This is a genomic window from Nocardia sp. NBC_00511 (assembly GCF_045161165.1).
Lineage (GTDB): Bacteria > Actinomycetota > Actinomycetes > Mycobacteriales > Mycobacteriaceae > Nocardia.
In genome coordinates this window covers 3,008,212-3,032,774 of the sequence record NZ_CP107849.1, presented here as the reverse complement: position 1 = coordinate 3,032,774, position 24,563 = coordinate 3,008,212, and the positions used below count along the sequence as shown (strand labels likewise).

Here is a 24,563-nt window from a genome sequence, read left to right as displayed (position 1 = left end):
GTTGACGGCCTGTTCGGCCAGCTCCCGGGCGTGCGATGGGAATTCCGGTCCGGAAACCGCCGGACGCGCGTCACCGCCGTCTGCGGTAGCAGGCTTCCGCGGCTCGCTGCAGCCACATCTTCGATTCCCAGCGCAGCGAGGACCGCTCCAGCAGGATCGCGAGCGCGTACATGGCTTGCGGCTGCCCGAGTTCGGCCGCGCGCCGCCACCACCCTTCGGCTTCGTGCAGCCGCCCGCTCTGCCGCAGCAGCTCCCCGAGGTTGAACATGGCGTCCGGGTCGCCCTTCTCGGCCGCCCGCTCCCACCAGGTGTGGGCTTCCCACCGCTCGTCGCGTCGATACAGCGTGATCGCCAGATCGTTCATGGCCTCGACCTGACCGGCGGTGGCCTCCCGTCGAAGATCTTCCAATTCCATTGCGCAGCGCCTCCTCTCGCCTCGGCCGGGGCGATGCGGTGACATCGCGTGCCGGTCGTCTACGACGCTAGGTTCCGCTGCCTTTCGAGAGCTATCGGAATCCTTAAAAGCGCGCACATCCGCGCTGCTCAGCGACTCGGGCGCGCTTTCCGGACCGGACCTAGCCGAGTGGCCGGTCGAGCTGGAAGAACCGACTGCTGCGCACACTGCCGTCTCGCCGCACCAGCGTGTCCTGGCGGACTCCCAGATCGGTCGCACCCAGTTTCAGGATCGCTGCCGCCGACCGGCCATTGCGTTCATCGGTCCGGAATCGGATCCACTGCGCGTCCTGCGCGAACAGCTCCTGGATCATCAGTGCTTTCACGATGGAGTTCACTCCGGTACCCCACACCGCCGGATCGAACTGTGTCGCACCGATTTCCACGCCCTGGGATGCGGAAGCGTCGAACAGCAGAGATGTCATCCCGACAACTCTCCCACCCTGCCGCACCGTGAACGCCGCCCGCTGCATCCCCGCCGCCGGACCCCGCACCAGCCCATCGAGCTCGTCCGCATCCTGCGGCAGCTGCCTCGGAATGTGTTCCCACACCCGCTCATCCCGCAACGCCTCGAACAACTCCACCGCATCGGCGGGGGAGTACGGCCGCACCGACACGTCCCCACCTTCGAACCCTGTTTCGGGCACGCGCACAGGCCAAATCACTCGACCATCCTTGCATCCGCTGACATTTCGCTGCCCTTCGCCACGTGTCGATAGTGTGGAGCCCGGATGTTTCAACGGAAGGGATGCGATGACGTCGAACGAGGAACTAACCGGTCGCACATATGTGGTCACCGGTTCCGCCTCGGGTATCGGCGCGGCGACCGCAACCCTGCTCCGCGCGCGAGGAGCCGAAGTGATCGGCTGCGACCTGGACAATGCCGAAGTCCACGCCGACATCTCCAACCCCGAGGGCCGCATTTCCCTGATCGACCAGATCACCGCGCACGGCCGCATCGACGCGGTGCTCGCGATCGCGGGCGGCGGCAGAACCGGCCTGCTCCAATCGAACTACTTCGGCACCGTCGCCACCCTGGAAGGCCTCCGCCCCCTCCTCGCCCGCGGCAACGCCCCACGCGCGGTAGCCGTCTCCTCGACCTCCTCCCTCGCCCCGGCCGACGACCGCATCGTCCAGGCCTGCCTCGACGGCGACGAGCCCACCGCCATCGCCCACCTGGAAACCCACGCTCCGATGGACGGTTACGGCATCGCCAAACGAGCCCTGAACCGCTGGATCCGCCGATCCGCCCCCACTCCGGACTGGGCAGGCTCGGGCATCGCCTTGAACGCGGTCGCTCCCGGCGTCGTAGACACCCCGGCAGCCGCCTGGATCCTCGCCGATGAAGAGGTTCGGCAAGCCATCGAAACCACGGCCCCACAACCATTCGGCGGGTTCCCGGGCAAACCGGAATGGGTTGCGTCGGTTCTGTGCTGGTTGACCAGTCCTGAAAACCAGTTCGTCACAGGGCAAATCATTTTCGCTGACGGGGGTGCGGAAGCGAAACTCATCGGCGACCACCATTGGCAATGAATCCAGGTTCTGAACGTGAGTCCGAAGATGGCTGTCATCGCTGGTTGAGAAACGTTGAATAGTCTTATCTAACAACGGAATTGGGCTATTCTACTTTGCTATTGAGGAGTAGAATGGGGGTATGAATTCGGGGGAATCATCCAACATGAGCGGTATGGCCGACCTGGTCGCCGCGGTGAATGTTGTCGCCTCCACCGATTTCACTCACTTCTCCGAGGATGAGCTCACGGAGTTCTTGCAGCAGTGTGAGATGTGCAAGCGTGTGTTGTCGGCGATGGATTCCCGCCTGATCATCGAAGTCTCCGACCGGTCGATGCCGCAGACTTCGGGTGCGGGTGGGGTGGTGCGGTACCTGCGGGATACGTTGCGGCTCACGAAATACGACGCCACCTGCCGCGTGAAGGTCACCGAACAGGTCGGTGAATTCCGGGACCCCACAGGACATCTGCGCGAGCCAGCGTTGGCGGCTACCGCGCACGCCTACGAGATCGGCGAGATCTCCCGCGACCATGTTCGCAACATCATCGAAGTCCTGCACCAGCTGCCCGACGCGGTCGACGCCGAAACGCGTACCGAGGTCGAGACGCAGTTGCTGGATTACTCGCGTGAGGGCTGGCCCGACGACCTCCCGCGCATCGGTCGCGAGATCACCGCGCGCCTGGATCCCGACGGTTCTTTGACTACCGATGCGGATCGTAAGCGTATGCGGGGCCTCATAATTGGACGTCAGCGCGCCGACGGGATGTCGTGGGTGCAGGGCTGGATCCTGCCCACAGTACGAACGGTGTGGGACGTCATCATTTCGAAGTACGCGCGCCCGGGTGTGTGCAACCTCGATGATCCCGAGAGCCCGAACTTGTTCTACGGCAAGGTCGACAAGGCTGTGCTCGAGGCTGCTGCGCGTCGCGATACTCGTACCGCAGCGATGCGTATTCATGACGCGTTGGCGATGATCCTGAACCCGGACATCGATGCCGCCAAGCTCGGCAAGCACCGCGGCCTTCCGGTCCAGGCGGTCATCACCATGAGCCTCGAGGATCTGGAGAACGCGGCAGGGATCGCCAATACCGCGACCGGTACGCAGCTTTCGATCAACGAAGCCTTGAAGATGGCGGCGGGCACCAAGCCGATTCTGGCGATCTTCGACCGTCACGGCATGCCGCTGCACCTGCGTCGCGCTCGCCGCCTGGCAAGCTCCGCCCAGCGTCTCGCCCTTATTGCCTCCGAGAAGGGTTGTACGCGACCGGGTTGCGACGCACCACCGAGCATGTGCGCCGTGCATCACGTCACCGACTGGGCAAAAGGCGGACCCACCGACCTGCGGAACCTGACTCTTGCCTGCGATCACTGCCATGCGTTGGTGAATGACGGCCCGAACGGCTGGAAAACCGTGGTGATGGGAAAGGATTCCCCGTTCGCTGGTCGGACCGGGTGGATCGAGCCTGTGCAGGTCGATCCGACGCAGACTCCACGCGTGAATCATCTCCATCACCGGGCGGAGCAGATCGCGCAGTCGGTGGCACGTAGCCAGAATCGGCGCGCACGCCTGGCGTATCAAGCGCGCATCGCCCACCGCGCACCCGAATAGCGGGCAGCCGCATCTCGGCCCGCCACATCCACCACAGCATTCCTCGTGCTGAAGGCTGCCCGCTGCACGGCCTGACACTGCTCATGTCCGAGCCCCGCCGTATCAAGGTCAGGGAGCTCTCACCGTGAAATTATGTCCGGTTCACCACGGTGAGAGCTCCCTGACCTTGGTTCGGGGCGGGAGGTCTCCAATGCGAGAGTGGCTGGGGCTTTTGTCTTTTCGGGTTTGTCTTGAAGGGTGATGCGTGCAGTCCGTGGGCTGGGACCGAGGGTCACGGCTCCCAAGTCGCGTCAGCCAAAGTCCGGTAGGGCAGGCGAGGTAACCACGCTGAACTAAATCTCTGAGCCTGCATTGTGAACCGGTGATGGGTTTATCCAAGGGTAGGAGGGAGAGCCTCATCCAGCGACTATCACGTCCTCCGCTACGAGAGCAGAACCTCATCCCACCGTCTAGGACCCAACCAGTCACTGTCTTGCCAACGAGAGTTCACCTAGGCCGGTATCCATTGGGATGCAAACGACCGGAGACCAGGTCAGCGATGGTGCAACAGGTAATGAAGATCAACCCGGTGGTCTGGATGTCCGGAATCGGCAGCTGATCAGTCATGTCCGGGTATTGAGGGGTTCAACTGGTAACCGTACCGTCGCGATCAGAGGTGCACGGCGGACGGAGATGTGATGCTGGAACCGCGACTTCGAACCATGTGGCTGGCCAATGCGGCGAGCGGCGCGGCGGCGGTGGCCGTGCGTGCTCCGCGCCCGGTGTTCGCCACCGAATCCTGGCGTGGCGACCGCGATACCGTGGTGGCGTCGGATCTGGAAGTGGTGACGGTGACCGATCGTTCGGCCATCATCACCTGGACCACGCGCTCCCGCAACCGGGCGGGGAGGTTGCGTCCCGCGCCCGCCGATACCGAGGTGCGGATCCGGCCCGCTGACGGCCGCGGGGCTATGCGGACCGCCTTCTACGAGGCGCGGGAGACACCGTTCCACTATGCCGAGATCGACGGGCTGGAAGCCGGGCGGAGCTACCGGTTCGAGGCGTATTCGCAGGGGAGAAGGGCGGTTCCGGCCCGCACCCTGGTGACCAGAAGGTCCGGTACACCTGAATCCACCGGTGTGTTCACGACTTTGACGCCACCACCCGGGCGGCTGTTGCGGGTGCTGGCGCTGGCCAACGACGTTCATTTCGGTGAGACCGTGAGTGGACTGTGGGTTGCAGGGGTTTTCGAAGGTCTGCGCCACGACAGTGAGCAGTATCCGGAACTCATGGTGCGGTCGATGCTCGCGGAGCTGCGCCGACCCGACCGGGGGGCGGACCACCTGATCGTTGCGGGCGATCTGACCGATTCCGGAACCGCCGAGCAGTCGCGTGGCGTACGGCAGCTGTTCGACGAGTGGGGCACGCTGGGCCGGGACTACTTCGTATGCAGGGGAAATCACGATGTGCGTCCGCCCGAGGAACCCGATCACTGGGGTGCGGTGTTCCACGAGCGGGAACGGCTGGTCGAGTACTTCGCCGGTGGGCTGCGGCTGATCGGCCTGGACACCACGCGTGCGCGTGGCGCGGGTGGCACGCTCACACCGCCGCAGCTGGCGCATCTGCGTGAGCTACTGCGTGGCGAACCCGATCGGCCGACAATGATTTTCGGGCACCACCCGGTGACCCGGCATGCGGCGGTGAGCAATCCGGGCGGACCGGGCTTCGTGCTCGACCGCACCAACGCCGCCGCCCTGCATGCCATGTATCAGTCCGCGCCGGGAGTGTTCCTGCACCACAGCGGGCATACGCACCGGAATCGCCTGAGTCGTCCGGATTCCGGTACGGGCGTGGAGTTCCTCGAGGTCGCGGCGGCCAAGGAGTATCCGGGCGGGTACACGCTGCTGCGCATCTACGAGGGCGGCTACATGGTGAACTTCCACAAGACGCGGGCTGATGCGGCGCTGCGCTGGAGCACCCGAACTCGCAGTCAGTACATGGGCATGCATCCGGACCATTCGCTGGGCAGCTTCGCGGACCGCAATCACGTTGTGCGCAGGGACTTCTCAGGACTGCGAGCGGAGCGCCCCGCGCGTTGAAGCGCGACACGCGGGACGCGGGGGTCGAATGTCCGGGCAATGCGACCACAATGCCGGTGCCGTTGGGCATACTCCCTGGTGCGAGTGTGCACATTCCTAGCAACGGAGGCATGGGTGGCCAGGCAAGGCAGGCAGAACCGTTCGACCCACGGCACGCTCAGACAGCAACGTCCGCCCGTCCGTCCCGCGCCTCGCCGTCCCGCCGCCCGCGACACCGTCGCCTCCACCGGGTGGCTCATCGTCGAACTGCCCACCGCAGTGCTTTTGGCGGTTTTCGTGGGCACCGGCTGGCTCGGCTATGTCCAGCACGCGGGCACCCCGGCGCAACCGCGTTCCGCCGTCGTGGTCCCCGCGGGCCCCAGCGGGCACTGACGCCGCTTTCCGGCCCCGGACAGCAAACAACCCGGTCCAGCATCGCTGGGCCGGGTTGCGTTGTGCTGAGGGGTCTTTGCGACGTCAGTCGTCGAGACCGCTGCCGTTGCGGGAGCGGGAGGCGGCGCGGGCGCGGCGGCGGGCGGCCTGGAGCTCTGCGAGTTCCTGCTCGAGCGTCTCGGCGATCCGGAACTGGCCGGTGTCGTAGACGTTGAGCGGCGGGCCCGGATCGGTCAGATCGGCGAGCGGCGACTTCTCGTCCTCTTCGGTGACCTTGCGGCCCTTGGCCGTTGCCGAGGTTCGATTGTCCTTCTCGACCGGCTTGGCCGGTTCCTTGCGCGGCGCTTCGTCCGCCTCGACAACCGGGCCCGGTTCGGGCTGACGCGGCTTATCTGCCTCGATCGGAGCCGCGGGCAGTGCGGGTGTAGAAGTCTGCACGTGGGCCTGTGTGGGCACGTGAGACGGTCGGGTAGGGAAAGTGACCACCGTCGGCATGTTCCGCCGAAGCTGTTCACCGGGATCGGGCAGATCCCGAATCTGGTCGGTGGCGCGGACGATGGCCAGGCCGTAGCGTCCGGACGCGGCATTGTGGATCAGCAGTGCCACGCCGATCATGACCGGTGCGATCGCGTGCACGGCCGCGTCGTACCAATCGCTGGTGCGGGCATAGGGATACGTGTTCAAGACGACCGTCAGGCTCAGCAACGCCATCTCGGCGACCACGACCTGCCTGCGGCTGTCGATCACACCCCACTCGGCCACCTTGTTGGTGCCGATCATGATGATCACGAGGCAGACACTGATCATGCCTTCGAGCAGATAGCTGAACCAGTAGAGCGGATCTCCGGGCCCGCCGGGCGCGATGTTGTGCTGCACGTTGACCGCGGACCACAGCATGCCGGCCGCGACCACGCCGGCGAGCGCGCGCTGCGACCACGCCCGATGCTTGTACAACGACGCCAATTTGGCGTGTGGGCTCGATTCTCGCCGTTGTGCGGCGATCGCCTTGCGGGCGAGCAGCAAGTCGCGAATGTCGGCCTTCTCAATCTCTTCGGTGGTCTGCCGGGCACGGTCGGCGGCGCCCGCCGCGGCCTCGGCCTGCTTCCAGCGCTGCGCGCGTTCCTGCTCGCGAATGCGTTCGGCTAGGTCGCGTTCGGCGACGAGCTCGTTCTCCGACAGCGCGTCGGTGAGGGCGGGATCGTATTGGTATGCCAGCCGACCCCGAGCTCTCTCGACCCGCTGCGCCAGCTGAGTGACGTCGTCCTCGCGGGAGTGTTCAATCGTCACATGGACCCCCGTCCAAGGAGTTTCGGTGGCTCACAGATGATTCCGGTAGGGATCGGCACGGAGACTATTTCTAGTCCATACACGGCCAAGTGCGAAACTGTTGATTAGCCAATGGTCCAATCCTTACGGCGCGCCGCCCTGCGACACGCGGAATCTAGTGTGTGTCGGGGCAGTACGGCAGACCGCTCGGACGACCTGTCCAGTGGGATTGCCGAACCGGCTGACTGCAACAGGTTTCGGTGCGGAAACCCGGACATACCCCATGAAACACGCGTGGTCGCGGCCGAATCGAAGATCGACACGGCCCGCCGCGTGAGTGAGTCCGCCCGGGCCTGCGGCGCGTCGACCGGTCGTGAATCAGCCGCTATGGGACACATGGGATCGACGGACGTTTCGTAGCGTGACGGTCGCGTCCGTATCCACCCCCGAATGTCAGCTCGTCAGTTCGAGTTCCTCGTCGAGCGGGATCGCACCCTCCAGGCCGTGCGGGAGGCGGCGGCGGTTGGGGGAGCCGAGGGCGGTGGTGAGGTCGGTGCCGTCGTGTTCGGCGAGCAGGTCGGCGGAGTCCCAGACCAGCAGGGTGGCGCTGACGGTGTTCTCGGCGGCGGAGTGGGCCAGATCGTAGTGGGCGCAGGCGGGGACGTGGGGGTAGGTGATCCAGAGGTCGTAACCGGTCATGAACAGGTCGAGGTCGAATTGCACGGAGAGGCCGAGCAGTTCGCTGCGGCCGTTGTCGTCGACACCGGCGAACGCCTCGTCCAGGGCCAGCAGGCGGGGGGCCTGCGGGTCCGCGGAATCGAGCATGACGTGCGCGGCGGCGAAGAGCGGAAGGTGCAGGGAGACCGACTGTTCGCCGCCGGAGAGGGCGCTGTGGCGGGCCACCGTGAGGCGGTCCTCGCTGCCGTCGGCGTTCACGATGGTGAACGAGAAGGTGCGCCAGGTGCGGTAATCGAGGGTGGCGGCGAGGATTTCGGGGAACGAGCGCTCCGGGTGGGCGGTGCGGGCGGTGCGGATCTCGGCGGCGAAATAGGCGCGGATGGTGGCGAGGTCCTCGGGCGTGAGATCCGCCGAATCCCGGTCCAGCAGTTTGCAGACCGCGCGGGCGGGCTCCGACAGGTTGTCGGCCAGCACCCAGTGCACGCCGATGGTGTTGCCCGAGGACATGCGGCGCTGCTTCATCTCGGCACCCATGCGGGAGATGAGTTCGCGTGCGTCCGAGGTGCGTTCGTGGATCTGCTGGGCCAGCCCGGTCAGCAGCGCGTCCTCCAGGATGCGGCGCTCGGCATCGGTCAGCAGCAGCTCCTGATCGCGGCGCGCCCCGCCGATGCGCTCGGCGAAATCGGCCAGCGCGGACAGGCCGTGATCGTCGTGCACCTGCACCACGGTGAGACCGTCGGCGGCATCCCAGTGCAGGCGGTAATCCTGGCGGGCGGCGGTCAGGGCGGCGTCGAACTCCTGCAGGGCGGTGGTGACCGCGCTGCGGGTCGTCTTGCGGGCCGCCTCACCGGCACGCACCGAAGCCGTTGCGGCGGCCAGGTTCTCGAACAGGGCGGCCACCTCGGCGGGCAGCACGGTCGGCTCCTGCTCCGGATCGCTGTTCTCGATGCGGTAGAGCAGCTGCTCGGGCGTGGACCAGGCGGCGTCGCTGCTGGGCCAGCGGCTCTCGGCGGGCGCGCCCAGCAGGCTCAGCAGATCCGGGCGGGCGTAGGGGGCCAGATGCCGGACGTCGGCGAGCAATTCGGTGAGCGCGATACCGAGGGCGTCGTGGGCGGCGCGATGCGCGCCCTCGGCCGCGCCGACACCCTCGATCGCCTCGTGGGCGGCCTTGCGGGCCGCCTTCTGCTCGGCGCGGGCGGCGTCGATCTTCTCGCGGGCCAGTTCGAGTTCCCGGTCGATGTCGGCGGCACCGGCGCCGAGGGCCTCGCGCAGCATCTCCAGTTTGCGTTGCTGCTCTTCGTATCCCGAGCTCGCGGCCTCGGCCTCCTCGGCGAACGCCTCGGCGAGATCCTTGGATTCGTCGAGGCGGTCGCCGGCCTCGCGGGCGCGCTCGTGCTCACGCTGGTGGTCGCCGCGCAGGCGCAGCAGGGCGGTGCCCGCGTTCTCGAAATGCCGTACCGCGGCGGCCAGCGCGTCGAGTTCGGCCGGATCGCGGGGCGCCTTGTGATCGGCGGCGATGGCGCGAACCTTCTTGTCGGCGGCGGAGTATTCGGCGACCGCCTGATCCAGATCGCGTTCGGACTGTCCGGCCGCCTCGGCGCGGGAGCGCAGCATGCCCGCGGCCTCCGAGACCGCGCGCAGCGCGGCGGTGACGGCGGTGGCGCGCGGAAGTGCCTTGGCGGCAGTCGAAATGCGGGCCAGCTCGGCGGTGGCGGCCTGTTCGGCGGATTGGGCGGACTCGGCCTCGGTTTCGGCGGTCGCGATGGCCTCGGCCAGTTCGGCGAGGCGCAGTTCACGGCGGCGGGCGCGCGCGGTGGTGCCGATGAATTCGGCGTCGGGCTTGTGATGGCGGCCGACCTGTACGCCGAGGCGGTAGCGGCCGTCGGTGGCGATGGCCGTATCGCCCTCGGTGCCCACGGGCTGTGCGGCGGCACCGGTCACCGGGTTCGCGAGTCCCGCTGCGCTGTCAGCGGATTCACCAGCGGTGGACTTCCCCGACTTCGGTGCGGCGGTTTCCACCAGGGCGATGCTGGCGAGTACCTCTGACACGGTCTTGCGCGGCACCTTCAGGGTCGTGGTGTCGTCCTCCACGACCAGCACGTCGGCCAGGGTCGGGCCCGACGGGCGCTGCTGCGGCGGCAGTGGCACCAGGAACTGCTCGGAAGCATGCTGCGGCAGTTCGGCTTCCGCGCATACCCAGGCGTCGAGGAGATTGGCCGCCTGCAACGCGGCTTCGACTCCGGCGGCCACATCCGGTGCGATGTGGTCGGCGAAGCGCACCAGCTGCCACAGTGGGGCTCCGGCGCGCGGGCCACGCACATCGGTGCGACCCGCGAAAGCCGGTGGCGCGTCGTCGTGTTCGGCGGCCACCTGTTCGCGTTCGGTGCGCAGTTCGGCGGCGCGTGCGGTGGCCTGGGCGGCCCGCAGCTTGGACTCCTGGCGGTCGGTGCGGATCGTCTCGGTGAGCGGCTCGCTACGCTCGGCGAGGACCTCGGCGGGGGTGAGCGGTGCGGCGGCATGGTCCTGCGCCGCAGCTGTGGTGGTGGGCTCGGTGCCCGTGCGGTCGAGGGCGTCGTTGAGCGCCTCGAAGAGGCCGTCCTGAACCGGGGCGTAGACCGCGCGATGCTGCTGCCACCAGTCGCGCAGGGCGGCAGCGGTTTCCGAGCGTGCCAGTGCCACCGCGGCTTCGGTTTCGGCGAGTTCGGCGGCGGCGGATTCGCGCAGTTCGGTGGCGCGCTGGCCTGCTCGTTCGGCGCGGGTGCGTTCGGCGGCGGCCTGGTCGACCAGGGTGAGGGCGCGGCGGACGGCGCGGACGTCGGCGTCACGCTCCTCGGCGTGCGAGCGGACGGTTGTGGTGAGGTGGTCGGCGCGGGCCTGTTCGGGCAGGGCGGTCCAGTTGATACCGGCTTCCTCTGCGACGGAACGCAATTCGTCCTCGCCGCGGGCCAGGGCGGAGGCGGCGTTGCTGACGGCGGCGCGGGCGCGCTCGGATTCCTCCAGGCGCTGATCCACGGTTTGGCGGGATTTCATCGCCTTGTCGCGGTGCACGGCGGAGGAGGTTTCCAGGCGGCGCACGGCGTCGGCGAGGTCGTCGAGCTGCTGCTTGCCCTCGTAAGCGCTGGAGCGCTGCAGGGTTTCGCGATCGGAGAGGGCCTGCTCGTAGGAGCGGTCGGCGTCGTCAGCGCGGGTCTCGGCGGTGGCGCGGTCGGTGTCGCGGCGTTTGCGCAGGGCGGCGGCCGCGTGCAGGGCGGTTCCGGCGTGGGTGACCGCGTCCAGGCGGGTGCGGACCTGGTCGGCATCCGTTTTCGCTTGCACGGCAAGGTATTTGCGGTAGACGCCGACGAACGCCTTGGTGGCGGAGTCGGCTTGGATCAGGCCCTCGAGGGTGCGGCCCACCTCCTCCATATCGCTGAAGGAGCGGGCGGCGTCGAGGATGAGCTGTTCGTCGAGGGGCCGCAGGCCGTCGGTCAGGGCCTGCGAGAGTCCGCGCGGGTCCAGGTTCTTGGCCAGCTGTGGACGGCGCAGTGTCAGAATCAGATTGATCAGCTGGTCGTAGCGCTGCTGACCGAGCCCGAACATGCGGCTGTCGATGGCGGCCCGGTATTCCACCGGCCGGTCCACGATGGTGTCCGACCCTATCTGCTCGGCCAGCTGCTTGCGAGTCAGTGGCCGGTCGTCGGGGCCCAGCAGTGAGAAGTCCACGCCCACTCGGCCGTCGGCGACGAAATACCAGCGGGTGACCTTGTCGTTGGAGCGGGTGGCGCGCATGCCGATGCCGATGGTCACCGTTTCCGGCGCGTCCCAGCTGCCGCGCGCGAACTCCATCCACACGTACGAGTAGGCCGATTCCTGCTTGCGGTAGAGCAGGTTCGACTTCATGGTGCGCTCTTCACCCGCGAACGGGTTGAGTCGCCGTGGCTCGATGCGCCCGTCGAAGACGAACGGGAACAGCACCTCGAGGGCCTTGGTCTTGCCGGAACCGTTGGGTCCGCGCAGCACCAGACGCCCGTCGGCGAAGCAGAACTCCTGGTCGCGGTAGTCCCACAGGTTGACGATGCCCGCGCGGGTGGGGACGAAGCGCACTCCACCGTGAATGTCGTCGGCCATCAGTTCCCCGATCCCTTCGCTGTCGAGCTGCCTACTGCGGCGACTTCGCCGACTTCCGTTGGAGAGATGAACAATTCGGTTTCCGCGCGGGTTCGGATGGTGACGATGGCGCCGCGGTAGCGGGCCAGCGCGGGCAGGATCAGCAGCCCGTTCTCGACCGGTTCGACCAGGCGCAGCCGCTGCAGCAGCGATACCGCCTCGCCGGTGAGGCCGGGCACGTCGGCCTGCCATTGGGCGGCGAAGGTATTGCCGTAGCGGCCGGTCAGCATTCGCACGGTGTCACCGACCCAGGACGACTCCACGAACGGGTACCGGGTGATCTCCGGCTCGGTCTCGGACTCCTCGTCCTCCTCGGCAATCCCGAAGGCCGCCACCGGATCCGCCAGCGGCGCGAACACCGAGGCGGACGGGATGGCACCGTCGAGTTGTTCGACCAGATCGGTGAAGGGCCGGTCCGGACGCGGCATCCTTGTCACCGGATCGTCGAGATCCAGTACCAGGTCGGCGATTTCACCGGCCAGCAGCAGCGCCACCTGGGCGAGGGTGCCGGTGCCGGGGAAGCGGACGTCGGAGAGCCTGCCCGAACTGTCGATCAGCGCGACACCTTCCGCGCGGCGCTCGGCGCGCAGGCCGGTCACGTACTCGACCTCGGCGACGAGTTTCTCCTGCGCCAGCAGTCCGCGCTCCGGCTCGCCGAGTTCGTCGGCGTACACCACCGGTTGTTCCACCAGTGCGCGGCGCACCTTGCGGGCGGCCAATGCCATTGCGGGGGAGCGGGTGTCGGCTCCGCCCGCCTCCTCGCCCAGCAGTCCGGTGACACTGTTGAGATGCTGTAGCGCCCGGGGCGGCCGGAACAGCGCGAACACCACGGCCCGATCGATGTCGTAGAGGGCTTCACCGGCTTCCGGATCGCTCGCCCAGCCACCCGCGTCACCGTCGGCGAGGGTCACCGCGCCGCGCGCGGCCAGCCAGCCGACGGCGTCGACGAACGCGTCGCGGTCCGCGGCCCGATCCGGTGCGAGTTCGAGGCCGTCGACGCGCTCGGTGTAGGAGGCGACCTGATCGGCCAACTCCGACAAGGTGATCTGATCTCCGGCGCGACCCAGCGCGGCCAGGCTCAGGGCCAGGTAGGCGTAGCGCCGACGGTCGAAGAGGCGGTCGCCGGTGGTGCGGGCCGGGCGGCCGCTGTCGAGCACGTCCAGCACCGGGAACAGGCGCGCGGTGGTCTCGGTGACCTCGAGGCGGTAGCCGAACAGGTCGGCCAGATCCTCGCGCAGTTCGGTGGCCCAGCGCCGCAGCAGCGGCAGCGCGATGCGGTCGGGATAGGTCGCGGTCACCAGGTGGTTGGCCAGGATCACCCGGGCGGCCCGCTGGTAGCTGTCGAGGGCGAGGGAATCGATGCGGCGCGCGTGCATCAGCTCCCGCCCTTCCGGCGCAGCGCGGCGGTCTCGCGCACGTCGAGTCGCCGATTATTGAGGTGGAGAACGCCTTTGGCGGTGCGCACCAGCGTGGAACCCGCGCATTCGGAGACCGTGAGGGTGACGCCGTTGTCGGAACCGCTGGTGCCCGGGACGCGGCCGCTGACCGGCACCCACGCGGTCGAGGCGGCGTCGAGGAGCTTGAGCAGCACCTCTGTCTCGCCCTCGTCGAGTTCGCGCTCGTGCAGATCGGCGGCGGCCAGCGAGCGTGCCGCCTGGGCGCGGGCTCGCTGCGTGTCCAGCTGCACCTGCCGCAGCCTGCGGATCCCGGCGTCGTTGCGTTGCAGCCGGGCGGGTGCGCCGGGGGTGGGTGGGCGGCCGGTCTCGGCGAGGGTGCGCGCGATCTCCAGAGGCGGTGCGTCCCACCAGGATCGGATGGCCGGGATCACATCGGCGTCGGGGTGGTGCATGGCCAGGTGCCGGGGGCGGCCCAGGCCGAAGACGGCGTCGTAGAGGGCGTGTGCGGCGTCGGCGCTGGGGGTGGCGGTGAACCAGCCCGCCAGATGCCGCAGTGCCGATTCGCGGCTGACGCCGCCCTTGCGGGTCTCGGTCACTCGGCGCAGCAGCGAGAGCACCGCGGCGATGGCGCTCATGGTGGCCTCGCGCAGCCGGTCGCATTCGGTGATCGAGCTCTCGCCGTCGCTGATGAACCAGGCCCGCAGTCCCTGCCATCGGGCCCGCCAATCCGCTTCGCGCTCAGCGGGACTCAGCAGGAAGCGCTCGTCGCAGCGGGCGGCGCGTTCGATCAGTTCGTCGACGCCGGTGTCCTCGACCTCGTGGATGGCGGTGGCCAGGCGTGGGGCGAAACGGGCGAGGTCCATGGAGAATTCGCGCATGTGTGCGAGCAGTGCGTCCTTGTGCGCGAGGAACGCCTCCGGGGTGGCCTCGGTGATGCGGACCAGGTCGCCGAGGGTGAGGTAGAAGTGCGCGGCCCGGTCGGCGAGATCCGACAGTGCGCGGTCGAGGCGGTTGAGCACCCGGTAGACGCGGGGTGCGTCGGCGCCTTTGTTGGCCTCGGCGAGGGTGTGCAGATCGGCGAGTAGTTCGGGCAGCACCAGGCGGGAGAGCGCGGCTTCGTCGAGGCGGGCCTCCAGCACATCCGAAACTGCCCGATATGCCTGATATCCCGCCTGCGAGAACTGATAGACGAAGTGCCGGTTGCGGTATTCGGCCAGGGTGGCGGCCCGGGTGCCGTCGTAGCTGCGCTCGAGGACGGACCACTGGTGCAGCTGCTCGAGCAGCGGGCCCACCTCGGTGGCCGTCAATTGTGGTGCGCCCGGGCAACGTTCGAGCGTCGCCGCGACATCCGAGGCGTGCAGCAGCACCACATAGGCCGCCCGCGCCGTGTCGAAGGCCCGCAACACCCACAGGTAGTCGGCCCGTTTCTCGGCCGTGGCGAAGGAGAACAACCGCAGCCGTTCCGAGTGCGGAAACTCCTCGGACCCGGCCCGGCTCGGGTCGGGCAGCAATCCGTCAGCGGACTCGGTCACCGGGAGAAGGTTAGTACTCCCCGCCGACCGGTTCGGAATCGTGCCGAGTGTCGGCGCGCCCGATACCGGCCCCGGCGACCGAATCGCACCGTCAGCGCGCGGGTCAGTTGCCGAGCGCGGCCAGGCCCGCCTGCGCGAACTTCTCGTCCTGCGTGCCGCTGGGCGCACCCGCGACCCCGATACCGGCGATCGGGGCACCACCCTTGGCGGTCACCGGGGTGCCGCCCGCGAGGAACAGCGTGCCCGGAATGTCGGCCAGGTGCGGGGTGGTGCTCAACCGGTCGGCCAGCTGCGAGGTGGGCGCGTTCCAGGAGACCGCGGTGAAGGCCTTCTGCTGCGCGGACTGATACGACTGCGGCCCGGCGCCGTCACCGCGCAGCACCACCACCGTGTTGCCGTCGCGATCGACCACCGCCACGGTCACGTGCTGGTTGTCCTTGCCCGCGGCGTCGAGTGCGGCCTGTGCGGCCTTGGTCGCGGCGGCGATGGTGAGATGGGTGCTTTGCTGCAGGTTCGTGTTCGCGATATCGGCGACGACCGGGGTCTTGCTGCCCGGATCCGGGTCCTGGGCGTTCACCGACACCACGCAGATGACGCCCGCCGCGACCACGGCGGCCGCCGCGCCGCCGATGATCAGCTTCTTGCGGGGAGAGGTGGGCTGCTCGGTCATGACGGATCCTCCGGGTTCCTGGGCGTGAAAGCTGTTCTCGCTGTTCGTCATCCACCTTGCTGCGCGTTGGGAGCCGGGACATCGGCGTACCGGGTGCGAATCGGCGGGCGGTCCGGGGGACGCGGGTATCAGCCGATCGGATGACCCGGGCGGGTGGGTGAGCACGGCAGAATGAGGGTGTTTGCCGGACCGATGCCGCCGAGGAGGTGCCCGCATGCCGTCGTCCCCGCCCACCGACACCCGCCTGCTCGGCACCCTGGTGCACAGCGCCTTCTACGTGCTGCTGGCCGCGTCGCTGCTGCGATTCCTGCTACGGCACCACGACAATCCGCGCGCACCGTGGGTGATCGGACTCTCGCTGGGGCTGGCGCTGCTGTACGCGGTGAGCGAGGTGCGTGCCTCGCGGCGGCTGCTGTGGTTCGCGCTGCTGGTCAGCGGGTGGGCCGTACTCGTCCTGCTCGCACCCAGTTTCGCCTGGTGCGCGGTGCCGTTGCTGTACACGGGGTTGCGCCTGCTGCCGCTGCGCGTCGCGCTGGCGCTGGTGACCGGACTGACCGCGCTGGTCGTCTACGCGCAGGTGAGACTCGCAGGCTGGGCCGACCCGAATCTGCTGCTCGCGCCGCCCGCGGTCGCGGCGCTGACCACCGCGCTGTTCGTGGGACTGCGGCGGCAGAACGAACGCCAGGCCGCCCTCATCGCGGATCTGCGCGCCACCCGCGCCGACCTGGCCGCCACCGAACGCCGCGCGGGCGCCCTCGCCGAACGCCAGCGGCTGGCCATGGAAATTCACGACACCCTCGCGCAGGGGCTGTCGAGTCAGCGCATGCTGTTGCAGGCCGCCGACCGGATCTGGGACAGCGACCCGGCGACCGCGCGTCGGCATGTGCGCAGTGCCACGGCGGGGGCCGAACGTGATCTCGCCGAAGCCCGGCGATTCGTAAGTGATCTGGCCCCAATGGATTTGGCGAGCGGCGGCTCGTTGGCGGCCGCGCTGTCCGCTCTGGCCGAACGGGAGAGCGGGGATGCGCTGCGGGTCGGCGTGCACATCGAAGGACAGTCGTCGGAGCTGCCCGGTGGTGTGGAGGCGGCTCTGCTGCGCATCGCGCAGGGTGCGCTCGCCAATGCTCGCGAGCATGCCGACGCCACCGCCGTGACCCTCACCCTCACCGACCTAGGTGACCGGCTCGTGCTCGACATCGCCGACGACGGAAGGGGTTTCACGCCAGACCGGCTCGTCGTCACCGGGCATCGCGGCCACGGTCTGCCCGCCATGCGGGCGCGGCTGCGGCAGCTGGGCGGCACCCTCACCATCGAGTCCGCGCCCGGTGACGGCACCGTCGTGTCGGCCGCGGTGCCGTTGGAGCGGATATGAAAGCGACTGTGCGCCTGGTGATCTGCGATGACCACGCGGTCGTGCGTGCGGGTCTGCGCGCCCTGCTGGGCAGTGCGCCGGACATCGACGTGATCGCCGAGGCGGGCAGCGGACCCGAGGTGGTCGCGCTCGCCGAACGGCTGCGACCGGACCTGGTGCTGATGGACCTGCAGCTCGGCGGCGAGATGGACGGTATCGAAGCCACCCGCCGCATCGCGGCGTTCGCCGACCCCGCGCCGTATGTGCTGGTGCTGACCACCTTCGACACCGACGCCGACATCACCCGGGCCATCGCGGCCGGAGCGACCGGGTACCTGCTCAAGGCCGAGCGGCCCGAGGACCTCTTCGCCGCCATTCACGCTGCGGCACAGGGTCGTACGGCGCTGTCGCCGCCGGTCGCCGACCGAGTCATGCAGCGGATGCGCAATCCGCAACCGGCGCTGACGGCCCGGGAGACCGACATCCTCGGCCAGTTGGCGGGTGGGCTGGGCAATCGTGAGATCGCCCGTACCTTGCACGTGAGCGAGGCGACGGTCAAGACCCACCTGGGCCGCATCTACGACAAGCTGGGCGTCGACACTCGCGCCGCGGCGGTCACCGTGGCGCACGAACGGCGTTTGCTGGGTTAGCGGGTCGACCCCGCACCACGGTTGCCCGGACTTCACCCGAATCGGGTGAGCCCGCACCGGGGTGCGGTGGATCAGACTGCGGGCATGGCTCGCTCGTATTTCTCACCCGGCGACGGATGTCCACCACTGCGCTCCGATCCATGCAATGATCGCCATTGCTGATCATTTGCTGTAAGCGGAACGCAATGGCGGAACCGGACAGGTGGTGACAGTGGTCGACCACGGCCAGGACAGCGACACAGCGGGCGGATCCGGTGGCGAACCGGAGCCCGTCCCGCTCGACTACCGCTTCACCCTCGCCAATGAGCGGACCTTCCTGGCGTGGATTCGTACCGCACTCGGCCTGCTGGCCGCCGGTGTCGCCGTGCACACCCTGGTCCAGCCTTTCCATCACGCTGGAGTGCGGCGCACCCTGTCGCTGAGCTGCATCGTGCTGGCGATCCTGCTGGCGGCGGGCGCGTACACGCACTGGCGTGACGTCGAAGAGCGGATGGGCAAGGGTGAACCGCTGCGCAACACCATATTGGTGCCGGTGCTCGCGGCCGGTATCGCGGTCGTCTCGGTATTCGCGGCCGTCGCGACGGTGTGGCCGTGACCGCGCCGCCCACCTATCCCGCCGAGCGCACCGCGCTGGCCTGGCGACGCACCGCACTGGCCGCCATGGGCACCGCGGCGCTGTTCGTCAATCACGCGGCCACCAGCGGCTGGCATCAGGCGGCCATCGCCCCGGCCGTCGGCGCGATCGTGCTGCTGTTCATCGCCGGGATCAGCTTCCGGCGCAATCATTCGCTGCACCACGGCAATTGGGGGCACGGCCCGGTGGTGGTGGTGACGACGGTCGCCGTGCTGGTGGTGACCGTGGTGGCCTTCGTCATCGGCTGCACGGATCCCGTTGGGCACCAAATCTTCTCGACCCTGAACACATTCCCGAATACGTCGGAGCTCCCGGCGGCAACAGGAGGTTGACAGTGAGTGCGGTAACCGAACCGAGCAAGTTCATCATCGAGCAGAACGAGCGCGCCGCCAAGGAGCTGCCGTTCGCCGACACCGCCGATCAGGAGGCCGTCGACCGGGGCTTCATCGCGGCGCTGGAACCCGGTGTGGTGAAGAACGCGGCCGGAAAGGTGGTCTGGGACAACGACTCCTACAGCTTCCTGCAGGGCAGCTGCCCGTCCTCGGTGCACCCCAGCCTGTGGCGGCAGTGCGGGCTGGTCATCAGGCAGGGGCTCTACGAGGTGACCTCGGGCATCTACCAGATCCGTGGCCTGGACCTGTCCAATATGACGATCATCGAGGGCGAGACCGGTGTGATCGTCATCGACCCGCTGATCTCGAAGGAGACCGCCGCGGCCGGGTTGGAGCTGTACTTCGCGCATCGCGGCCGCAAGCCGGTGACCGGGCTGATCTACACCCATTCGCACGGCGACCATTTCGGTGGGGCCATGGGTGTGATCACCGTCGAAGACGCCGAGTCCGGCCGAGTCCCGGTGATCGCGCCCGCCGGATTCCTCGAGCACGCGGTCGCCGAGAACGTCTACGCCGGAACCGCGATGGGCAGGCGCGCCCTGTACATGTACGGCGCCGAACTGCCGCGCGGCCCCAAGGGCCAGATCGGTGCGGGCCTGGGCCAGACCACCTCGCTCGGTGAGATCACCTTGATCGCACCGACTCTCGATGTCACCCACACCGGGCAGGAGGAGACGGTCGACGGGGTGCGCATCGTCTTCCAGATCACCCCCGGCACCGAGGCGCCCTCGGAGATGAACTTCCACTTCCCGGACCATCGCGCGCTGTGCATGGCCGAGAACTCCACGCACACCCTGCACAATCTGCTGACCCTGCGCGGCGCGCTGGTACGCGACCCGCACGTGTGGGCGAGCTACCTCACCGAGTCGATCCTGCTCTACGGGCGCGAGTCCGACGTGGTCTTCGCCTCCCACCACTGGCCCACCTGGGGCACCGAGACCCTGGTGGAATACCTGGAGCTGCAACGGGATCTGTACGGCTACCTGCACGACCAGACCCTGCGCCGGTTGAACCAGGGCTACGTCGGCGCCGAGATCGCCGAGATGATCGAGCTGCCGCCGGCGCTCACCGAGGTCTGGCACACGCACGGGTACTACGGGTCGGTCAGCCACAATGTGAAGGCCATCTACCAGCGCTACATGGGCTGGTTCGACGGCAACCCGGCACACCTGTGGGAGCATCCGCCGGTCGAGGGCGCCAAGCGGCACGTGGAATTCATGGGCGGCGCCGACGAGGTGCTGCGGCGGGCGCGGGAGTATTTCGATCGCGGCGACTACCGCTGGGTGGTGCAGGTGGTCAACTATGTGATCTTCGCGGACCCGGACAACAAGGCCGCCAAGGAACTTCAGGCCGACGCCTTCGAACAGCTGGCCTTCGGCGCGGAGAACGCGCCGTGGCGCAACTTCTTCCTCTCCGGCGCCTACGAGCTGCGCAACGGTAAGTTCCCACCGCAGGTCGTGGCCGGATCCCCGAGCATGGTGGCGGCGCTGACCGTCGACCAGGTCTTCGACGCGCTGTCGCTGCGGATCGACGGACCCAAGGCGTGGCACGAGAAGGCCGTCAGCGATTGGCATTTCACCGACGAGAACCGGGTGCACCGGCTGGAATTGCGCAACGGACTGCTGGTGCACTACGACCGTCGCGACGGCGACAAGCTGCCGCCCGCGGACGTCACCTTCACCCTGACCCGGCCCGCCATGATCGGGGTACTGCTGGGTGGTCAGGATTTGAAGGCCGCCGCGCAGGCCGGAAAGATCTCGATCGACGGTGACGTACAGGCTTTCGCGAAGTTGACCACGCTGTTCGACGAGCCGGACATGAACTTCGACATCGTCACCCCCTAACCACCCCTGACGACGCTGGGCCCGGCCGGAAATCGGCCGGGCCCAGCGCTTTTCGCGACCACCTACATCAGGCCGCGGTGAACTCGTCCAGGCGCGGCTGAGCATAGCCAGGTAATTGCCTGATTCCATGGACCGATTCGCATCTCACCCGTTTCGGGTGATTGCAGGCGTCGACCGGCTCGATAGCTTGGAAGTCGCCGAAGAAGTCCGAAAATGGAGTGGAGCTCGAATGAATTTCCCGCTGATCAACCTCGGCTCGGCCACCCTGGATCTGGCCGAGACGATCACCTCGATCACCGCGCAGGTGACCTACATCCTGCAGTCCTGGGGCAGCGCGTAGCGATATCCCGAGTCCCCGCCTCGATCCGCCCTGCCCGGTGGTGATCGAGGCGGGCGGGCCGGTGTGACGGACCCTCATCCCGTCGCACCGGCCCTTTTTCGTGTCGGCAGGGCGGGTTCGGATCGTCAGAGCAGGCCGGTGCGTCGTGCCTGATCGAGCGCCTCGGTGCGGGTGCTGGTCCCCAATTTGCCGTAGATGCCCCGCATGTGGGTCTTCACGGTGTTGATGGAGACGCCCAGATCGTCGGCGATCTGCTGGGTGGTGCGGCCGGACGGAAGTTGTTTGAGCACCGTGAGTTCCGTGGTGGTCAGCCCCGGATGGGCGGTGGCGCACTCGCGTTCGCGCCGTGCCGCCGGGTGCAGGCGGATTCGGTCGGCGAAGGCGTCGTCGTGGCCGAAACGACCGCTGAAGGTGGCGAGCAGGTCCAATGCGGCGGGCACCTCGACGAAGGGGCGGATCAGGTGCTCGGGTTCCGCGCAGGACAGGGCGGTCGCCATCGCCTCGTAGGCCTTGAGCGAATTGCCCAGGGCCGCATGGGAGGTCGCCTCGAGTAGTCGGGCCAGCACCGTCATCATCGGATTGAGCCCGGCCGCCGGCACGAGCAGCGGACCGGTCAACACCAGTGCCGAGCGCGCCTTGTTCACCGCCTGCGCCAGTGCCGCCTCGCACAGTGTCACCGCGGCGAGGTCGCCCGCCACCTGCCTGGCCTCCTCGATCAGGTGAGCGGCGGGGCGGCTGTCCGGAATCCGCAGCAGCGTCCACACGGCCTGCACCAGCAGTCCCTGGATGAGCGGCGGATGCGAACGATGCAGCAGCATCGACATGCTGTGCCGCAGACCCTGCGCGGCCGCGTACCGATCCGTGGCGGTATCGAAGGCGAGCAGCTGGGTCACCACATGTTCGTGACTGTCCGGGCCGAATTTCCCGCGCCGGGCATACCCGGCCAGCTCGGTGGCGAAGAACTGAATACCCTTGTCGTCGCCCTGCATTCGGGCGGCCAGCGCGGTCATGACGACCGCCTGCAGCGCGTCGTGCGAGTCGAGCAGTCGGTGTTCGGCGGCGATGTCGAGGGCGCGTTGCGCGCGTTCGCGCATGGCTGCCACCCGGCCCTCCACCGCCGACACCACGGCGAGCCGGACCGTCGAGCGCAGCGCGAGCCGGGCGTGGCGGGCGGGTTCGGCCAGCGTCGACGCGCGATGCAGTCGCTGCTCACCGTCCGCGCTCGCACCCCGCATGAGCAGCAGCATGGCGTCCTGCACGGCCGCGTAGGCGTCGATATCCGGATTGCCGGTCGGAGTGGAGTTTTCGACCGGACCCGACTGGTCGAGCCGGCCGCCGGTGTGCACCGCCAGCTCCACCGACACCGCGCGGCGCATGGTGCGCAACCAGTCCGCGGGCACACAGGAGCTGGGTTCGGGCACTCCGTGTGGTGAATGCTGTTCGGCGAGAGCGAGATAGGCGGTGGCTGTGCTGTTTTCTTCCCGCGACAGGGCATCGAGTGCGCGTAGCAGCCGGATGTAGGGGTCGACGGCGAGCATCGGATCGGCCCGATCGAGCTGCGCGAACAGGGCCGGTCCGGAGCCGTCCAGTACCAGGCCGAGCGCGTTGTCGCGCAGGAACATTCGCCTGGGACCCGGGCCGGGAACGTCGAGCAGGTGGGGGAGGGCAGCGAGTGGGCGGCCCACGGCGGTGCACCAGCGTGCCGTGGTCAGTCGCAGCACGGTGAGCGCGGTCTCGTCGAGGCGGCGGGCCTCGGTGCGCAGGCAGGCCAGCAGCTGCGGGTGATGGGTGAACCACAGTGCGCCGTCGCGGGACTCGCGGGCGAGTGGGATGTGGTGGCGGTCCAGCTCGTCGAGGAACGGCCGGGCCGGACGGCCGATGAGCTGATCGGCGAGCTGTTCGGTGAAGGCGTCCGGAACGGCGGTGCGCGTGAGGAATCGACGCTGTGGCGCGGGCAGATCGGCGAGTACTTCGGTGGAGAGGAAGACGGATACCGGATGCGGTGGCAACGCCAGCACCGCCAGGCCGGTGGTGTGATCGTCCGGATATTCGGCCAGGGCGCGGCCCGCCATCCGCACCAGTGCGGGCCAGCCCTGAGTCAGCGCCGTTACCGTCGCCAGCTGGCGGGCGTCGAGGCGACAGCCGTGCTGGGCGCAGACCTCGCGGACCTCGGCGGGGGTCAGCGCGAGTTCGCGTGGCCCGAAACGTCGCATCCGCCCGCGCATTTCGAGGTCGTGCCACTGCGGCGGCAGGTCCTTGCGGGTGGAGATCACCACGGTCAGCGTGGGCGGCGCGTGCCGGACCAGATGGTCGAGTTCGGCGAGCGAACCGGGGTCGGTGATGCGGTGCGCATCCTCGAGCACGAGCATCGTGCGGGCGGTGCTCGCGGCCAGGTCGTCGAGCAGCCGAGCGGCGGGACGGCTTCCGGTGGCGGGCGGCAGTCCGAGGTCGTGGCGCAGCGCGGTCCAAGAGTGCTGTGCGGCAACTGGATCGCCCGGTACGAGCCGGGCGACGCGGAGGGCGGGATCGGTGGAACGCAGCCGGTCGGTCCAGTCGTTCAGCAGTACGGATTTGCCGCTTCCGGCCGGGGCCGACAGCAGGATCACGCCTCCGCGGTGCGCGGCCTCGTCCAGGTGACGCAGTAGCCGCTCGCGGTGCAGCGTGGGAAATACGAGTGGGGTCTGCTCCGGTGTCGTCGAGCGGTCCGGTCCTGCGGACGGGAAGTCGTGCTGTCCCGCGGTGCTCATCGATCCTCCTGCGTCGAAAACTGCGGCTGTGCGACAGCCGACTGCAGCAACGTAGCGGCAACTAATCTGGAAAAGGTGCATTTCGGGCAGTCGAGTCATCCGCGAGGGCTGCGGCGGACCGGGTTCGGACGCGCGGGAGCCACTGGGGCAGTGCCCGATTCGCGAGGGTGAGAGCTCGCGACGTCGTCGTGCGCCGCGTCAGTGCGGCAGCGTCAGGATGGCGCTCAGGGCCCGGCGGACCGCCTCGGAGGCGGCGCTCGCGGACATGCCGCGGCGGTCCACCAGGTGATGGCGGTAGGGCCAGCCCGCGGTGGCGTCGATCATGTCGAGCAGGTGGTCGCCTTCGTCGCGGGCCAGCTCGGCCGCGAACACCTGACTCAGGCCGTCGCGAATGCGCTTGTCGGTCAATCGCATTCGCTCGTCGACCGGGGGCGTGCGCAGCGATTCGACCAGGCCCAGCACGCGCGGTTCGCGTTGCAGGGTGAAGATCGCCTCGCCCTGGCGCACCACCGCGTCGATGCGCTCATCGAGGGGCAGCTGCGGATCGACGTCGGCGATCAGCGTCTCGACCTGGGCGGACTGCTGATCGACCGCGGCGGTGAGCAGGGCGATGCGGGTGGGGAAGTGCACGAAGATGCTGCGCTCGGACACGCCCGCGCGCTCGGCGATGGTGCGGGTGGTCGGGTCGAAATCGCCCTCGTGCACCGCTGAGAGCAGGCCCTCGATGATGGCCCGGTGGGTCTGCTCGGGATTGCGTCGTCGCCGGGGAGCGCCGCTCTTGCCGTCGCCGGTGGCGGTGCCCGCGCCGATGACTCTGCCCTCGCTCATGAGAGGAATCCGATCACATCGAGCCGCGGCGTGTGCGCGCGGGCTCCGGGGCTGGGTGGGTGAG

General features: G+C 68.5%; 18 protein-coding genes. 9 read left to right on the top strand and 9 right to left on the bottom strand.

The genetic code is table 11. The features are described from left to right. Positions 1–70 precede the first annotated feature (70 nt). A complete protein-coding gene (locus tag OG300_RS14370) occupies positions 71–415 on the bottom strand; it encodes a tetratricopeptide repeat protein (RefSeq protein WP_405496044.1) in 345 nt (114 codons plus the stop codon). 160 nt (positions 416–575) lie between these two features. After that, positions 576–1,070 (bottom strand): GNAT family N-acetyltransferase, encoded by a 495-nt coding sequence (locus tag OG300_RS14365; protein ID WP_405496042.1) that lies wholly within the window; start codon positions 1,068–1,070, stop codon positions 576–578. 136 nt (positions 1,071–1,206) lie between these two features. On the opposite strand from OG300_RS14365, the gene OG300_RS14360 reads away from it, so the two are divergent. The 4 genes from OG300_RS14360 (at position 1,207) to OG300_RS14345 (ending at position 6,024) form a co-directional block, all read left to right on the top strand. Then, complete coding sequence (locus OG300_RS14360; protein ID WP_405496040.1) at positions 1,207–1,986, top strand: SDR family oxidoreductase; 780 nt, start codon at positions 1,207–1,209, stop codon at positions 1,984–1,986. 121 nt (positions 1,987–2,107) lie between these two features. Next, on the top strand, positions 2,108–3,574 hold the full coding sequence (locus OG300_RS14355) for a DUF222 domain-containing protein (protein ID WP_405496038.1): 1,467 nt from the start codon (positions 2,108–2,110) through the stop codon (positions 3,572–3,574). Positions 3,575–4,251: 677 nt separating this feature from the next. After that, the gene (locus OG300_RS14350) at positions 4,252–5,652 is read left to right on the top strand and encodes a metallophosphoesterase family protein (RefSeq protein WP_405496036.1); all 1,401 of its coding nucleotides are present in this window, start codon (positions 4,252–4,254) and stop codon (positions 5,650–5,652) included. Between the two features lie 114 nt (positions 5,653–5,766). Next, entirely contained in the window at positions 5,767–6,024 is a 258-nt protein-coding gene (locus OG300_RS14345; RefSeq protein ID WP_405496034.1) for a hypothetical protein, read from the top strand. Positions 6,025–6,108: 84 nt separating this feature from the next. Here OG300_RS14345 and OG300_RS14340 read toward each other — a convergent pair whose 3' ends face one another. From OG300_RS14340 to OG300_RS14320, 5 genes are all read right to left on the bottom strand, one after another. Continuing rightward, entirely contained in the window at positions 6,109–7,311 is a 1,203-nt protein-coding gene (locus OG300_RS14340) for a hypothetical protein (RefSeq protein ID WP_405496032.1), read from the bottom strand. Between the two features lie 432 nt (positions 7,312–7,743). Beyond that, positions 7,744–12,075, bottom strand: coding sequence for an SbcC/MukB-like Walker B domain-containing protein (locus OG300_RS14335; protein ID WP_405496030.1), 4,332 nt, complete (start codon positions 12,073–12,075; stop codon positions 7,744–7,746). Beyond that, positions 12,075–13,490: a TIGR02678 family protein gene (locus OG300_RS14330; RefSeq protein WP_405496028.1), complete on the bottom strand. Its 1,416-nt coding sequence runs from the start codon at positions 13,488–13,490 to the stop codon at positions 12,075–12,077. The genes OG300_RS14335 and OG300_RS14330 overlap by 1 nt, the downstream gene beginning before the upstream one ends. Further along, positions 13,490–14,968, bottom strand: coding sequence for a TIGR02677 family protein (locus OG300_RS14325; RefSeq protein ID WP_405498555.1), 1,479 nt, complete (start codon positions 14,966–14,968; stop codon positions 13,490–13,492). The genes OG300_RS14330 and OG300_RS14325 overlap by 1 nt, the downstream gene beginning before the upstream one ends. 178 nt (positions 14,969–15,146) lie before the next feature. Beyond that, positions 15,147–15,713 carry a heme-binding protein gene (locus OG300_RS14320; protein ID WP_405496026.1) on the bottom strand — a complete coding sequence of 189 codons (567 nt, stop codon included), beginning with the start codon at positions 15,711–15,713 and terminating at the stop codon, positions 15,147–15,149. 214 nt (positions 15,714–15,927) lie between these two features. Between OG300_RS14320 and OG300_RS14315 the strand changes: the two genes are divergently transcribed. The 5 genes from OG300_RS14315 (at position 15,928) to OG300_RS14295 (ending at position 20,584) form a co-directional block, all read left to right on the top strand. Further along, positions 15,928–17,085: a sensor histidine kinase gene (locus tag OG300_RS14315; RefSeq protein WP_405496024.1), complete on the top strand. Its 1,158-nt coding sequence runs from the start codon at positions 15,928–15,930 to the stop codon at positions 17,083–17,085. After that, positions 17,082–17,714 carry a response regulator gene (locus OG300_RS14310; RefSeq protein ID WP_405496022.1) on the top strand — a complete coding sequence of 211 codons (633 nt, stop codon included), beginning with the start codon at positions 17,082–17,084 and terminating at the stop codon, positions 17,712–17,714. The genes OG300_RS14315 and OG300_RS14310 overlap by 4 nt, the downstream gene beginning before the upstream one ends. A gap of 202 nt (positions 17,715–17,916) precedes the next feature. Continuing rightward, a complete protein-coding gene (locus OG300_RS14305) occupies positions 17,917–18,309 on the top strand; it encodes a YidH family protein (protein WP_405496020.1) in 393 nt (130 codons plus the stop codon). Then, positions 18,306–18,680, top strand: a complete 375-nt coding sequence (locus OG300_RS14300) for a DUF202 domain-containing protein (protein WP_405496018.1) — start codon at positions 18,306–18,308, stop codon at positions 18,678–18,680. The genes OG300_RS14305 and OG300_RS14300 overlap by 4 nt, the downstream gene beginning before the upstream one ends. 2 nt (positions 18,681–18,682) lie before the next feature. Further along, positions 18,683–20,584, top strand: coding sequence for an alkyl/aryl-sulfatase (locus OG300_RS14295; protein WP_405496016.1), 1,902 nt, complete (start codon positions 18,683–18,685; stop codon positions 20,582–20,584). Positions 20,585–21,049: 465 nt separating this feature from the next. On the opposite strand, the gene OG300_RS14290 is transcribed toward OG300_RS14295, so the two are convergent. Beyond that, the gene (locus tag OG300_RS14290; RefSeq protein ID WP_405496014.1) at positions 21,050–23,671 is read right to left on the bottom strand and encodes a LuxR C-terminal-related transcriptional regulator; all 2,622 of its coding nucleotides are present in this window, start codon (positions 23,669–23,671) and stop codon (positions 21,050–21,052) included. 198 nt (positions 23,672–23,869) lie between these two features. Continuing rightward, the gene (locus OG300_RS14285) at positions 23,870–24,499 is read right to left on the bottom strand and encodes a TetR/AcrR family transcriptional regulator (protein ID WP_405496012.1); all 630 of its coding nucleotides are present in this window, start codon (positions 24,497–24,499) and stop codon (positions 23,870–23,872) included. Positions 24,500–24,563 lie beyond the last annotated feature (64 nt).

Coding starts and splice junctions, on each gene's coding strand:
- OG300_RS14315 (WP_405496024.1), top strand. CDS start 15,928: ATGCCGTCGTCCCCGCCCACCGACACCCGCCTGCTCGGCACCCTGGTG.
- OG300_RS14370 (WP_405496044.1), bottom strand. CDS start 415: ATGGAATTGGAAGATCTTCGACGGGAGGCCACCGCCGGTCAGGTCGAG.
- OG300_RS14310 (WP_405496022.1), top strand. CDS start 17,082: ATGAAAGCGACTGTGCGCCTGGTGATCTGCGATGACCACGCGGTCGTG.
- OG300_RS14290 (WP_405496014.1), bottom strand. CDS start 23,671: ATGAGCACCGCGGGACAGCACGACTTCCCGTCCGCAGGACCGGACCGC.
- OG300_RS14350 (WP_405496036.1), top strand. CDS start 4,252: ATGCTGGAACCGCGACTTCGAACCATGTGGCTGGCCAATGCGGCGAGC.
- OG300_RS14320 (WP_405496026.1), bottom strand. CDS start 15,713: ATGACCGAGCAGCCCACCTCTCCCCGCAAGAAGCTGATCATCGGCGGC.
- OG300_RS14330 (WP_405496028.1), bottom strand. CDS start 13,490: ATGCACGCGCGCCGCATCGATTCCCTCGCCCTCGACAGCTACCAGCGG.
- OG300_RS14285 (WP_405496012.1), bottom strand. CDS start 24,499: ATGAGCGAGGGCAGAGTCATCGGCGCGGGCACCGCCACCGGCGACGGC.
- OG300_RS14355 (WP_405496038.1), top strand. CDS start 2,108: ATGAATTCGGGGGAATCATCCAACATGAGCGGTATGGCCGACCTGGTC.
- OG300_RS14335 (WP_405496030.1), bottom strand. CDS start 12,075: ATGGCCGACGACATTCACGGTGGAGTGCGCTTCGTCCCCACCCGCGCG.
- OG300_RS14360 (WP_405496040.1), top strand. CDS start 1,207: ATGACGTCGAACGAGGAACTAACCGGTCGCACATATGTGGTCACCGGT.